The 13,333-nt window shown below is 65.3% G+C and carries 12 protein-coding genes; 4 read left to right on the top strand and 8 right to left on the bottom strand.

Features of this window, described 5'->3' with window-relative positions; all coding sequences use genetic code 11:
* Window positions 1-7: 7 nt before the first annotated feature.
* The 4 genes from DN388_RS19605 to miaB form a co-directional block, all read right to left on the bottom strand.
* The gene (locus DN388_RS19605; RefSeq protein ID WP_043863890.1) at window positions 8-847 is read right to left on the bottom strand and encodes an HlyC/CorC family transporter; all 840 of its coding nucleotides are present in this window, start codon (window positions 845-847) and stop codon (window positions 8-10) included.
* 5 nt (window positions 848-852) lie between these two features.
* Window positions 853-1,347: an rRNA maturation RNase YbeY gene (gene ybeY / locus DN388_RS19600; RefSeq protein WP_043863889.1), complete on the bottom strand. Its 495-nt coding sequence runs from the start codon at window positions 1,345-1,347 to the stop codon at window positions 853-855.
* Window positions 1,340-2,341, bottom strand: coding sequence for a PhoH family protein (locus tag DN388_RS19595; protein ID WP_043863888.1), 1,002 nt, complete (start codon window positions 2,339-2,341; stop codon window positions 1,340-1,342). The genes ybeY and DN388_RS19595 overlap by 8 nt, the downstream gene beginning before the upstream one ends.
* Before the next feature lie 122 nt (window positions 2,342-2,463).
* On the bottom strand, window positions 2,464-3,792 hold the full coding sequence (gene miaB / locus DN388_RS19590) for a tRNA (N6-isopentenyl adenosine(37)-C2)-methylthiotransferase MiaB (RefSeq protein ID WP_043863887.1): 1,329 nt from the start codon (window positions 3,790-3,792) through the stop codon (window positions 2,464-2,466).
* Between the two features lie 129 nt (window positions 3,793-3,921).
* On the opposite strand from miaB, the gene DN388_RS19585 reads away from it, so the two are divergent.
* A complete protein-coding gene (locus DN388_RS19585; protein WP_043863886.1) occupies window positions 3,922-4,248 on the top strand; it encodes a DUF1820 family protein in 327 nt (108 codons plus the stop codon).
* Between the two features lie 8 nt (window positions 4,249-4,256).
* Here the strand turns inward: DN388_RS19585 and DN388_RS19580 are convergent, their stop codons facing one another.
* The 4 genes from DN388_RS19580 to DN388_RS19565 form a co-directional block, all read right to left on the bottom strand.
* Window positions 4,257-4,805: a tetratricopeptide repeat protein gene (locus DN388_RS19580; protein WP_043863885.1), complete on the bottom strand. Its 549-nt coding sequence runs from the start codon at window positions 4,803-4,805 to the stop codon at window positions 4,257-4,259.
* 224 nt (window positions 4,806-5,029) lie between these two features.
* Window positions 5,030-6,310, bottom strand: coding sequence for a glutamate-1-semialdehyde 2,1-aminomutase (hemL, locus tag DN388_RS19575; RefSeq protein WP_054916347.1), 1,281 nt, complete (start codon window positions 6,308-6,310; stop codon window positions 5,030-5,032).
* Between the two features lie 11 nt (window positions 6,311-6,321).
* Window positions 6,322-6,948, bottom strand: coding sequence for a thiamine phosphate synthase (thiE, locus tag DN388_RS19570; protein ID WP_058540588.1), 627 nt, complete (start codon window positions 6,946-6,948; stop codon window positions 6,322-6,324).
* Between the two features lie 23 nt (window positions 6,949-6,971).
* A complete protein-coding gene (locus DN388_RS19565; protein WP_054916370.1) occupies window positions 6,972-7,769 on the bottom strand; it encodes a hydroxymethylpyrimidine/phosphomethylpyrimidine kinase in 798 nt (265 codons plus the stop codon).
* 261 nt (window positions 7,770-8,030) lie between these two features.
* On the opposite strand from DN388_RS19565, the gene DN388_RS19560 reads away from it, so the two are divergent.
* From DN388_RS19560 to amn, 3 genes are all read left to right on the top strand, one after another.
* Entirely contained in the window at window positions 8,031-10,019 is a 1,989-nt protein-coding gene (locus tag DN388_RS19560) for a sensor histidine kinase (protein WP_255001769.1), read from the top strand.
* A 74-nt stretch (window positions 10,020-10,093) separates the two neighbouring features.
* Window positions 10,094-11,746, top strand: coding sequence for an acyl-CoA dehydrogenase family protein (locus DN388_RS19555; protein ID WP_255001766.1), 1,653 nt, complete (start codon window positions 10,094-10,096; stop codon window positions 11,744-11,746).
* Between the two features lie 69 nt (window positions 11,747-11,815).
* On the top strand, window positions 11,816-13,288 hold the full coding sequence (amn, locus tag DN388_RS19550) for an AMP nucleosidase (RefSeq protein ID WP_255001757.1): 1,473 nt from the start codon (window positions 11,816-11,818) through the stop codon (window positions 13,286-13,288).
* Window positions 13,289-13,333: the final 45 nt, after the last annotated feature.

Genomic DNA, 13,333 nt, shown 5'->3' with positions numbered 1-13,333 from the left:
GTTGTCCTTAACGGGTGATGGGGGTCAGGCGCAGCAGGTGAATCCGGCGGCTGTCGGCATTGAGGATGCGAAAGCGGTACGGGCCGATTTCGGTGGTTTCGTTGCGCTTGGGCAGGTGGCCGAAGGCGCTCATGACCAGGCCGCCGACGGTGTCGAACTCGTCGTCGGAGAACTCGCTGTCGAAGAATGCATTGAAGTTCTCGATCGGCGTCAGGGCCTTGATCAGGAAGTCGCCGCTGGGCAGCGGCTTGATGTAGCTGTCTTCCTCGACGTCATGCTCGTCCTCGATGTCGCCGACGATCTGCTCCAGCACGTCCTCGATGGTCACCAGGCCCGCCACGCCGCCGTATTCGTCGATGACGATGGCCATGTGGTTGTGGTTGGCGCGAAACTCGCGCAGCAGCACGTTCAGGCGCTTGGACTCGGGCACGAAGGTGGCCGGGCGCAGCAGGTCCTTGATGTTGAAGCTGTCTCCGTTCTCCTTGAGGATCAGTGGCAACAGGTCCTTGGCCAGCAATACGCCAAGCACGTCGTCGTGGCTCTCGCCGACCACCGGGTAGCGCGAATGCGCGGCGTCGATCACTGCCGGCAGGAACTCGCGCGGGGTCTGCGACGCCTTGATGCTGATCATCTGCGAGCGCGGCACCATGATGTCGCGCACCTGCAGGTCGGCGACCTGGATCGCACCTTCGACGATGGTCAGGGCCTCGCTGTCGAGCAGCTTGTTCTGGTGCGCTTCGCGCAGCAGCTCGAGGAGCTCCTGGCGGTTTTTCGGCTCATGGGCAAAAGCCTGGGTCAGTTTGCCCAGCCAGGACTTTTGCCCGTTGCTCGATCGATCTTCGCTCATGGCGGTTACTCGTGATCCTTGCAGATATCAGTGTGGGGTGCGTCGTGTTCGTCGTCGGCGTACGGGTCGGGGTGACCCAGTTCGGCAAGCAACGTTCGTTCCAGTGCTTCCATTTCCTCGGCCTCATCGTCGTCGATGTGGTCGTAGCCCAGCAGGTGCAGGCAACCGTGGATGACCAGGTGGGCCCAGTGGGCTTCGAGGGCCTTGCCCTGCTCGGCGGCCTCGCGCTCCACCACCGCCACGCAGATCACCAGGTCGCCCAGCAGCGGGATGTCGAGCAGGTCGTCGGGCACATCGGCCGGGAAGGACAGCACGTTGGTGGCGTAGTCCTTGTGCCGCCAGGTGTGGTTCAGCTCGCGACCTTCGGCTTCGTCGACCAGGCGGATGGTCAGTTCAGAATCGGCACTGCGCTGGCGCAGGGCCAGGGCGCACCATTGGCGGAACTGTTCTTCACTCGGGGCGCTTGCCTGGGTGGCCAGTTGCAGATCGAGCTCAAGCATCGTGCGGTTTGCCTTCGGTCGGGCCCGCCTGTGCATTCTCGAAGCGCTCGTAGGCTTCGACGATGCGCTGGACCAACGGGTGGCGCACGACGTCCTTGGGCTGGAAATGGGTGAAGCTGATGCCCGGCACGTCCTTGAGCACGCTGATGACGTGGGCCAGGCCCGACTTGGTGCCGCGCGGCAGGTCGACCTGGGTGATGTCACCGGTGATCACGGCAGTGGAACCGAAGCCGATACGGGTGAGGAACATCTTCATCTGCTCGACGGTGGTGTTCTGGCTCTCGTCGAGGATGATGAAGCTGTTGTTCAGGGTGCGGCCGCGCATGTAGGCCAGCGGGGCGATCTCGATCACCTGGCGTTCGATCAGTTTGGCCACGTGTTCGAAGCCGAGCATCTCGTACAGGGCGTCGTACAGCGGGCGCAGGTACGGGTCGATCTTCTGGGCCAGGTCGCCGGGCAGGAAGCCGAGCTTCTCGCCGGCCTCGACTGCCGGGCGTACCAGCAGGATGCGACGCACCTGTTCACGCTCCAGCGCGTCGACCGCGCAGGCCACGGCCAGGTAGGTCTTGCCGGTACCGGCAGGGCCGATACCGAAGTTGATGTCGTTGCCGAGGATTTCCTTCACGTAGCGCTGCTGGTTGAGCCCGCGTGGGCGAATCATGCCCTTGCGCGTGCGCAGCGAAACGCTGACTTCGTTGACCGCCGGGTTCTCCAGCGCTTCAACGGCCGATTCCTGCAGGAACAGGTGGACCATTTCCGGGGACAGCTCGGTGGCCTTGGTCTCGCGATAGAGACGGCGCAGCAGCTGTTCGGCAGAGGAGGTCAGTTTGGGTTCGCCGATCAGTTCGAACTGATTGCCGCGGTTGCGGATCTCGATGGCCAGGCGCTGTTCGATCAGGCGCAGGTGCTCGTCGAACTGCCCGCACAGGTTGGCGAAGCGATGAGCCTCGAAGGGCTCGAGGATGAAGCGATGAGGTTCTATGGGTGCGTTCAAGGTCGTTTTTAGCCGCCCTACGGCAATTTGGATGAATTCAAGGATAACCCCACCCGCGCTACGGTGAAAGCGCTGAAACGATCAAGGGTCGCCGGGCCGCTCGTCGGGCCCGGCGCAGGCCCTTACTGCACCAGCGAACCGAACAGCGAATGTGGCCGTGCATCGTCGATGTGGATGTCGACGAACTGGCCGATCAGCGTGGGATTGTCGCAGCGGAAGTTGACGATACGGTTATTCTCCGTGCGCCCCTGCAACTGCCCCGGGTCGCGTCGCGAATAGTCGGTTACCAGGATGCGCTGCAGGGTGCCGACCATCTGTCGGCTGATCTCGAAGCCCTGGTGGTCCAGGCGGTGCTGCAGTGCAGCCAGGCGTTCCTTCTTCAGCGCCTCGGGGGTGTCGTCCGGCAGGTCGGAGGCCGGGGTGCCCGGACGCGGGCTGTAGATGAACGAGTAGGAGAAGTCGAAGCCGACCTCGGCCACCAGCTTCATGGTGTTCTCGAAGTCTTTCTCGGTTTCGCCGGGGAAGCCGATGATGAAGTCGGAACTGATGCAGATGCCCGGTACCGCCGCCTTGAGCTTGCGCAGCTTGGACTTGTACTCCAGCACCGTGTGCCCGCGCTTCATCGCCGCCAGCACGCGGTCCGAGCCCGACTGCACCGGCAGGTGCAGGTGCTTGACCAGCTCCGGCACCTCGGCGTGTGCCTGGATCAGGCTGTCGGAGAACTCCAGCGGGTGCGAGGTGGTGTAGCGGATGCGGTCGATGCCGTCGACGGCCGCCACCACCCGGATCAGCTCGGCGAGATCGGCCACGCGACCGTCGTGGGTCTGGCCCCGGTAGCCGTTGACGTTCTGGCCCAGCAGGGTGACTTCACGCACGCCGTTCTCGGCCAGGTGGATGATCTCGGCCAGCACGTCGTCGAACGGGCGGCTGACCTCTTCGCCGCGGGTATAGGGCACCACGCAGAAGGTGCAGTACTTGCTGCAGCCTTCCATCACCGACACGTAGGCGGTGGGGCCGTCGATACGCGGTTCGGGCAGGTGGTCGAACTTCTCGATCTCGGGGAACGACACGTCGACTTGCGGCAGGCGCGTGGTGCGCGCCGCGTCGATCATCTCGGGCAGGCGGTGCAGGGTCTGCGGGCCGAACACCACGTCGACATAGGGCGCGCGCTTGCGGATCGAATCACCTTCCTGGCTGGCCACGCAACCGCCCACGGCGATCACCATGTCGGGCTTGGCGTCCTTGAGCTCGCGCCAGCGGCCGAGCTGGGAGTAGACGCGGTCCTGGGCCCGTTCGCGGATCGAGCAGGTGTTGAGCAGGATGACGTCGGCGTCTTCGGCCCGCTCGGTCACCTCCAGCGCTTGATGTTCACCCAGCAGGTCGACCATGCGCGAGCTGTCATACTCGTTCATCTGGCAGCCATGGGTTTCGATATAGAGCTTCTTGGCCATGCGTGATCATCAGGTGATTCAAAGAACCGCGCATTATAGGGCGCGTGGTCGAGGGTTCCTAGCGCTGTCGTTCGGGCGGCTATGTTATAGTTTGCGGCTTATTTCCCCCTGTGACTGTTCCAGCCCCCAATGACCAAACGCGAAGCTCCCATCTACAAAGTCATCTTTCTCAACCAGGGCCAGGTGTTCGAGATGTACGCCAAACAGATCTACCAGAGTGACCTGTGGGGTTTTCTGGAGATCGAGGAATTCGTGTTCGGCGAGCGCACTCAGGTCGTGGTCGACCCGAGCGAGGAGAAGCTCAAGGCTCAGTTCGAGGGTGTGGTGCGCAGCTTCGTGCCCATGCATTCGATCGTGCGCATCGACGAGGTCGAGCGCCTGGGCACGCCGAAGGTCAGTGAAGCCCGTGGCGTCAGCAACGTGATGCCGTTCCCGATGCCGATGCCCGAGAAGTAACAGCTGCGTTACGGAAGGGGTGCGAAGGGGGTGCGACCGTCGACGGTCTGCAGCTCCAGCAGGTACTTGCGAAAGATCTGGCCGAGTACCTGGGTGGCCATCTCCAGTTCGTCGCGCTGCATTTTTGCCGACACTTCGTCGGCCATGTCCAGCGCGTCTTCAGCGCCGTTCACCGCGGCCATCTTCAGCACGATATAGGCCTGCACGTTGTTGGCGGCGACGCCTTCGCCGCGAAAGAACATGCTGCCCAGGCGATATTGCGCTTCGGCGTGGCCTTGCAGCGAGGCCTGCTCGAAATAGTTGAGTGCCTTGTTCAGGTCTTGCGGGGCGTTCTTGCCGTCGTAATAGAACTCGCCCAGCTCGTACTGCGCCTGTGCGTCGCCGGACTGCGCGGCCTGCTGGCAGCTGGCCAGGGCCTGTTGCAGTTCGTCGGCAGGCGTATTGAGGGTGCAGCGGCCTGCTGCCGGGATCAGCAACGAGTTACCGCCTGCGGTGGCCAGCAGGGGCTGAAGTAGCAACAGGCAGCCCAGTGCGAGGGCGCGGCCGGCGCGGTTCATGGTGATCGACTTACCTCTGCAAAGCTGCGGCCAATGTGTCTGGTGGCACATTATGGGATAAGCAGCGCCCACCTTACAAAGTCTTTACTCGATTTTCTGCCGAGGGAGGAAGGCGGGGAGGCTTGCGGTGGCTGTTCTGGCGTCTTTGCCGGCCAGGCCGGCCCCTGCAGTTTGCATGAGATTGCATGCAACCTGCAGGGGCCGGCCTGGCCGGCGAAGCGGTTTCACAGCTTGGCGAAGGCCCGCTCGGCAGCATCCAGGGTGATCTTCAGCTCGGTCTCGCCATGGGCGATGGAGGTGAAGCCGGCTTCGAATGCGCTCGGCGCCAGGTACACGCCGCCTTCGAGCATCAGGTGGAAGAAGCGCTTGAAGCGCTCGGCATCGCTGGCCATCACGTCGTCGAAGGTGACGATGTCGTCGGCGCCGCTGAAGTACAGGCCGAACATGCCACCGGCCTGGGTGGTGACGAACGGCACGCTGGCCGCATCGGCCCGCTGCTGCAGGCCATCGAGCAGGCGGCTGGTGAAGGCGCTCAGCTCGTCATGGAAGCCCGGACGGCTGATCAGCTTGAGGGTGGTCAGGCCCGCGGCCATGGCCAGCGGGTTGCCCGACAGGGTGCCGGCCTGGTACACCGGGCCCAGCGGCGCGATCTGCTCCATGATGTGGCGCTTGCCGCCGAAGCAGCCCACCGGCATGCCGCCACCGACGATCTTGCCGAAGGTCGACAGGTCCGGGGTCACCCCGTAGTGCGCCTGGGCGCCGCCCAGGGCCACGCGGAAGCCGGTCATCACTTCGTCGAAGATCAGCACCACGCCGTGCTGGTCGCACAGGCTGCGCAGGCCTTCGAGGAAGCCCGGCGCCGGTGGCACGCAGTTCATGTTGCCGGCCACCGGCTCGACGATGATGCACGCCACGTCCTGGCCGACTTCACCGAGCATCTTCGCTACCGCGTCGATATCGTTGAACGGCAGGGTCAGGGTGTGCTTGGCGAACGCCGCCGGCACGCCGGCCGAGCTTGGTACGCCCTGGGTCAGCAGGCCGGAGCCGGCCTTGACCAGCAGGCTGTCGGAGTGGCCGTGGTAGCAGCCTTCGAACTTGATGATGCTGTCGCGACCGGTGAAGCCACGGGCCAGGCGGATTGCGCTCATGGTCGCTTCGGTGCCGGAGCTGACCATGCGCACCATTTCCATCGACGGCACGATCGAGCAGACCAGGTCGGCCATCTCGGTTTCCATCGCGGTCGGGGCGCCATAGGACAGGCCGTGGGCCAGTTGCTTGCGCACCGACTCCAGCACGTCCGGGTGGCTGTGGCCGAGGATCATCGGGCCCCACGAGCCGACGTAGTCGACATAGCGCTTGTCGTCTTCGTCAGTGACATAGGCGCCTTCGGCGTGCTTGAAGAACAGCGGCGTGCCGCCCACGCTCTTGAACGCACGCACGGGCGAGTTCACGCCACCGGGGATGTGCTTCTGGGCATTGGCAAACAGGGTTTCGGAACGAGACATGTCGGGCTCTCTCAGGCAGATGCGAACAGGGCGTTGAAGGCGCGGGCGCGGCGAGTGACCTCGGCCGTGCTGTCGGCGCCGAACAGGCCGTGAATCACCGCCAGCAGGTCGGCGCCATGGGCGACCAGCGGTGCGGCGTTGTCCAGGGTGATGCCGCCGATCACGGCAATCGGCAATTTGATGCGGCCACGGGCGTCGTCCAGCAGCTGCACGTTGCAGGCCGGGGCGCCGGGTTTGGTGACCGAGTTGAAGAAGCGGCCGAAGGCGACATAGTCGGCGCCTTCGCGGGCCGCCTGCTCGGCCAGGTCGAGCTGGGCGTGACAGGTGGCGCCGATGATCGCGCTGCGCCCCAGCAGGGTGCGCGCCGGGGTCAGCGGGCCGTCGGTCTGGCCCAGGTGCACGCCGACGTCCAGGCGCGCGGCCAGCTCGGCATCGTCATTGATGATCAGGCGGGTGTTGTAGCGCTCGCACAGGGCCTTGAGCGCTTCGGCCTCGCCCAGGCGACGTGCGTGGTCCTGGCTCTTGTCGCGGTATTGCAGCAGGGTCACGCCACCTTCGAGGGCCGCTTCGACGTAGGCAAGAAAGCGGCCAGCCAACAGTTGGCTGTCGGTGATGGCATACAAACCACGTAACTTCATCGTGCAGGCCTCGGGGCGGTCGGTCAGGAACAGAAATCCAGGGGCAGGCGGCGTGGCACGTACTGGCCCTGGCCGAGTTTTTCGGCGTCACGCAGGGTGCGCCAGGTGTAGTCCAGCGCCGAGCGTACCGCGCTGTGCAACTGCTCGCCCAGGGCCAGGCGTCCGGCCAGGGCGCTGGCCAGGGTGCAGCCCGAGCCATGGTAGTCGCCCGGCAGGCGCTGGCAGGTCCAGGTGTGGTGCTCGCCGTCGCGGCTGTACAGGCGGTTGTGAATTTCGTGTTCGTCGCCGTGGCCGCCGGTGATCAGCAGGTGCTTGACGAATGGCAGCAGTTTTTCGGCGCATTCATCGGCACTGCCTTCGGGCAGTTCGGCCAGGATGCGGGCCTCGGGCAGGTTGGGCGTGGCAATGGTGGCCAGCGGCAGCAGGCGTTCGCGCATGGCGTAGCCGACCTCGTCCTTGCCCAGGCGACCACCGCCACCGGCGCGCAGCACCGGGTCGCACACCAGCGGCAGGTGCGGGTGGGCGCTGAGCAGTTCGACGATGGTGTCGACCATGGCCAGCGAGCCAAGCATGCCAAGCTTCACCGCCGCGACGGTCGAGTCGGTCAGCACGGCATTGGCCTGGGCCAGCACCCACTCGCGGTCGAGCACGCGGAAGTCACTGACATTGACGGTATTCTGCACGGTCAGGGCGGTGACGGCCGGGGCGGCGTGACAACCTTGAGCGATCAGGGCTTCGATATCTGCCTGCAAGCCGGCGCCGCCACTGGGGTCGTGGCCGGAGAGACAGAGGACAACGGGGCGGGAGCTGTAGGTATTCATGGTGCGCGAGCTTACCACCAAACGCTTTTGGCGGGTCTTCCAGGCAGGCGGTGTTTTTGATCGACAGGTCAGATTGCGTCTCTGATATAGGCTGAAAGCCGTGAGATAGAGCCTCTGAATTGAATTGAAACAACACCGCTGGAAGCGCTGGGAACCTATGCTAGAGTGCTCGCCAATCGATAACAGGTACTGTCGGATTTCGTCGCCTCAAACGGACAGGAGGCCAACGCGACGCGACTGCACATGCCACGCCGGGGCTGTATGCGTAATTTGCTGACTTTCTTGCTGTGCTGTTTGCCACTGATGGCCAGCGCTGCCGATTTCGACGACACCACCCGGCAGTTGCCGCTGGGCCGCCTGATGCAGGTGTATGAAGACCCCGATGGCAGCGCCAGCATCGCCCAGGTGAGCTCGCCGGACTTCGCCAGCCGCTTCGAGCCGCACCAGGCCGACGTGCTCAACGCCGGCTATTCGACCTCGGTCTTCTGGATCAGGCTCGACCTGCGCTACACCGCCACGGCCCAGGCGGCGCCACGTCACTGGCTGCTGGAACTGGCCTACCCGCCACTCGATTACCTGGAGCTCTACCTGCCCGATGCCGCCGGGCACTACTACCTGGCGCAGCGCACCGGGGATGCCTTGCCCTACGCCAGCCGCCAGATCCGCCAGAACAACTACCTGTTCAATCTGCCGTTCGCCCCCGGCCAGGCGACCACTTTGTACCTGCGCCTGCACAGCGAGGGTTCGGTACAGGCGCCGCTGACGTTGTGGTCGAGCGATGCGTACCTGGAGGCGCAGCCCACGCGGCTGTATGTGCTGGGGCTGATCTACGGCGTGCTGCTGGGGATGCTGGTGTACAACCTGTTCATCTTCATCAGTGTGCGCGACAGGAGCTACCTCTACTACATCCTCTACATCGCCTCGTTCGGCCTGTACCAGGTCTCGGTCAATGGCGCCGGGGTGGCGTACTTCTGGCCGGACCACCCGTGGTGGGCCAACGCCGCCACCCCGTTGTTCATCGGCGCCGCGGGCCTGTTCGGTTGCCAGTTCGCGCGCAGTTTCCTGCAGATGGCCAGCCACAGCCGCGCCTTCGACCGCTTCCTGCAGGGGCTGATGGCCTGTTCGGTGCTGGTGATGGTGATGTCGCTGGCGCAGGACTACGGGATCGCCCTGCGCCTGGCTACCGCGCTGGCGCTGCTGTTCACGGTGAGCATCTTCGCCGCCGGGCTGTTTGCCTGGTGGCGCGGCATGCGCGTGGCACGCTACTTCATCATCGCCTGGTCGGCCTTTTTGCTCGGCGGGCTGGTCAACACTCTGATGGTGCTGGGCTACCTGCCCAATGTGTTCCTGACCATGTACGCCAGCCAGATCGGTTCGGCGCTGGAGGTGGGGCTGTTGTCGCTGGCCCTGGCCGACCGCATCAACAGCATGCGCGAAGAACAGGCGCGCACGCTGCGCGAGGCCGGGCTGACCCTGGAGCAGGCCAACCTGCAGCTGGCGCGCAGCAATCGCCTCAAGGACGAGTTCCTGGCCACCGTCACCCATGAGCTGCGCACCCCCATGAACGGTGTGATCGGCTCGCTGGAACTGATGCAGATGGCCACCAGCGAGCAGGAGCGTACCCCCTACCAGCACACCGCCAACGCTGCCGCGCAGAACATGATGCGCATGGTCGACGACATCCTGATTCTCACCGAGCTCAAGGCCGGTCGCCTGCAGGTGCAGACCGAGCTGTTCAGCGTGCATGGATTGCTTCACGAACTGCGCGTGCGCTTTCTGCCCAAGGCCCAGGAAAAGGGCCTGTTCTTCAACCTGGACCCGGGCATGGATCTGCCGGATGTGATCCACGGCGACCGGCGCAAGCTGGCCATGTGCCTGAGCTACCTGCTCGACAACGGGCTCAAGTTCACCCATCGCGGCGGCGTGCTGCTCAAGGTGCGGGCCACGCCCATGGGCGTCGATCAGGCGAGCCTGACCTTCAGTGTGCGCGACAGCGGTATCGGCTTTCACTGCCTGGACGAGGCAGCGCCCTACCAGCGTTTCTTCCAGGTCGATGGGTCGATGACCCGCGAGTACGGCGGCCTGGGCATTGGCCTGTCGATCTGTCGCAAGCTGGCGCTGTTGATCGATGCACAGCTGAGCCATCAGTCGAGCCCGGGCGAGGGCAGTTGCTTCGAACTGACCCTGACGGCCCGGGTGCCCAGCGGGTTTTCCGGGGCGCCCAGATCGGGGCAAATCGCGGCTGATTAGGCGTTTTTGTCACTTTGAGCCGGGGGCGGGGCGTGATTCACTGGGGTCACGTCCGGATCTGCCAGGAGCCCCCGATGAACCTGCACCAGTACGCCGAAACCCACGAAGTCACCAACCAGCCGCCCAGCCTCGACGGCGCCAATCTGTATCGCCTCGACCTGCCGCTGCAGCAATGGTCGCGCCATTACGGCGCAGGCTGGGCCGAGGCACGTATCGATGCCTACGGCGCGCTGGCCGGTGGGCCGCTGATGGCCGCAGGCTTTCTGGCCAACCAGAACAAGCCGCAGTTCAGCAGCCATGACCGTTATGGGCATCGGATCGATCTGGTGGAGTTTCACCCGGCCTACCATGAGCTGATGCGGACTGCCATCGAGCATGGCCTGCCCTCGCTGCCTTGGGCCGAGCCGCGTGCCGGCGCGCATGTGGCCCGTGCCTCGATGACCTACCTGCACAGCCAGGCCGAAGCCGGTAGCGGCTGCCCGCTGACCATGACCTTTGCCGCGGTGCCGGCGCTCAGGCTGCAACCGGACCTGGCCGAGTACTGGGTACCCAAGGTGCTGGCCACCGCCTACGACCCGCGCAATGTCGGCGACCGGCACAAGGTGGGGGTTACGCTGGGCATGGCCATGACCGAGAAGCAGGGCGGTACCGATGTGCGTGCCAATACCACCCGGGCCTACCCGGTGGGCGCGCCGGGGCCGGGCCAGGCCTACGAGCTGGTGGGCCACAAGTGGTTCTGTTCGGCACCGATGTGCGACGCGTTCCTGACCCTGGCACAGACCGACAAGGGCCTGAGCTGCTTTTTGCTGCCGCGCCATCGCCCGGACGACACGCGCAACCAGTTCTATATCCAGCGCCTGAAGAACAAGCTGGGCAACTGTTCGAACGCGTCCAGCGAGGTGGAGTTTCGCGGCGCCCTGGCCTGGATGATCGGCGAGGAAGGCCGTGGCGTGCCGACCATCATCGAGATGGTGGCCATGACCCGTTTCGACTGCATGGTCGGCTCCAGCGCGCTGATGCGCCAGGCCCTGACCCAGGCCGCGCACCACTGCGCCCACCGCACGGTCGGGGGCCGGGTGCTGGCCGAGCAGCCATTGATGCACAATGTGCTCGCCGACCTGGCCCTGGAAAGCGAGGCGGCGCTGGCCCTGAGCCTGCGCATGGGGCATGCGCTGGACCAGCCCGACGACCCGCACCAGGCGCGCTTTGCGCGGCTGATGACGGCGGTGGGCAAGTACTGGATCTGCAAGCGCGCGCCGGCCATGATCAACGAGGCCGCCGAATGCATGGGCGGCGCCGGTTATGTGGAAGAGAGCATCCTGCCCCGGCTGTACCGCGAGGCCCCGGTCAACTCGACCTGGGAAGGCTCGGGCAACGTGCAGTGCCTGGACGTGTTGCGTGCCCTGTCCAAGGAGCCCGGTGTACTGGACACGCTGTTCGCGGAGCTGGGCGATGGCCATGGCGACCCGCGTCTGGCCGCACACATCGGCAACCTCAAGGCGGCCTTCGCCGATACCGGCGACATCCAGTACCGCGCCCGCCAGCTCACCGAGGACATCGCCCTGGCGGTGCAGGCCAAGCTGTTGCTGGAGGCCGGCAATGCGGCGGTCAGTGACGCCTTCATCGGCAGCCGGCTGTCCGGCAGCGGCCGGGTCTACGGCACGTTGCCGCGCGGGGCGGACGTGGCGGCGCTGGTGCAGCGGGCCACACCGAACTGGCCGCTCTAACGTGCGTGCCTTTGCCGGCGGATATAGGCAAGATGGGCCCATGCATGTCAGACAGACAGGAAGTACATTGTGAGCCGTACCGATGAAACCTTCGTTGTCGTGGAAACCGCCGAGCAAGCCGTCGACCAGTTGGCCGTCTTGCACGAATCCGCCACCGCCGCACTGAGCCAGGCGCTCAAGCGCTACCTCAAGGACCGCACTGAGCCCAATGCGGCCGAGCGCGCGCAGTTTCGTTACCCCGAACTGCGCCTGACCTACCAGTATCAGGGTGACGTACCGGTGATCACCCGGGCCTACGCCAAGGTTCAGTTGCCGGGCACCTACAGCATCACCGTGACCCAGCCGGCCGCGTTTCGCGGCTACCTGCTGGAGCAGCTCGGGCCCTTGATGCGCGACTTTACCGTGACGGTCGAAGTGGGCCTGAGCGAGCAGAACATTCCCTACCCCTATGTGGTCGAGCAGGGCGATGAACTGGCCGGCACCGGCATCACCGCTGCGGCGCTGGCGCGGGTGTTCCCCAGCACCGACCTGTCGGCGGCCACCGACGGCATCGCCGACGGGCTGTATGACTGGGCCAACGTCGACCCGCTGCCGCTGGCGCTGTTCGACGCGGCGCGGGTCGATTTCTCGCTGCGCCGGCTGGTGCATTACACCGGCAGCGACTGGCGGCATGTGCAGCCATGGATCCTGCTCACCAACTACCACCGCTATGTCGACCAGTTCATCACCCACGGCCTGGAGCAACTGCGCCAAGACCCGCGCTTCGTGCGCATGGTGCTGCCGGGCAACGTGGTGATCGAAAAGGCCATGGACAATGGCGAGGCACAGGCGCTGGTGGCCGGGGTGGTGTGGCACCGCTACCAGATGCCGGCGTATCACCTGATTGCTGCCGACGGCCATGGCATCACCCTGGTCAATATCGGCGTGGGCCCGTCCAACGCCAAGAACATCACCGACCATCTGGCGGTGCTGCGCCCGCACTGCTGGCTGATGATCGGCCACTGCGGCGGCCTGCGCCAATCCCAGACCATCGGCGACTACGTGCTGGCCCACGCCTACATGCGCCGCGACGGCATCCTTGACCGCGTGCTGCCGCCCAATATCCCGATCCCGGCCCTGGCCGAGGTGCAGCTGGCGTTGCAGGAAGCGGCGGCGCAGGTGACCGGCGAACGTGGCGACGAGCTGAAAAAGCGCCTGCGCACCGGCACCGTGCTGACCTATGACGACCGCAACTGGGAGCTGCGCTGGGCCCAGGAGCGCCCGTTGATCAACCTGTCGCGGGCCGTGGCAGTGGACATGGAAAGCGGCACCATCGCCGCCCAGGGCTACCGCCTGCGCGTGCCCTACGGCACCTTGCTGTGCGTGTCCGACAAGCCGCTGCACAGCGAGATCAAGCTGCCGGGGGCGGCCAACGCCTTCTACAACCGGGCGGTCAGCCAGCACCTGAAGATAGGTATTGCGGCGCTCGACCTGCTGCGCACCGAACTGAACTCGCTGCACTCGCGTAAACTGCGCAGTTTCGACGAGCCGCCGTTCCGCTGAGGCCCCATGCCGTTACCCCCCCGTTCCAAGCCGCGGCCCGCCGCG

Origin of the sequence: Pseudomonas sp. S12(2018), from assembly GCF_024355235.1 — a bacterium.
GTDB classification, from domain to species: domain Bacteria; phylum Pseudomonadota; class Gammaproteobacteria; order Pseudomonadales; family Pseudomonadaceae; genus Aquipseudomonas; species Aquipseudomonas palmensis.
The sequence above is the reverse complement of the archived record's forward strand: the minus strand, read 5'-3'. Positions and strand labels throughout refer to the sequence as shown.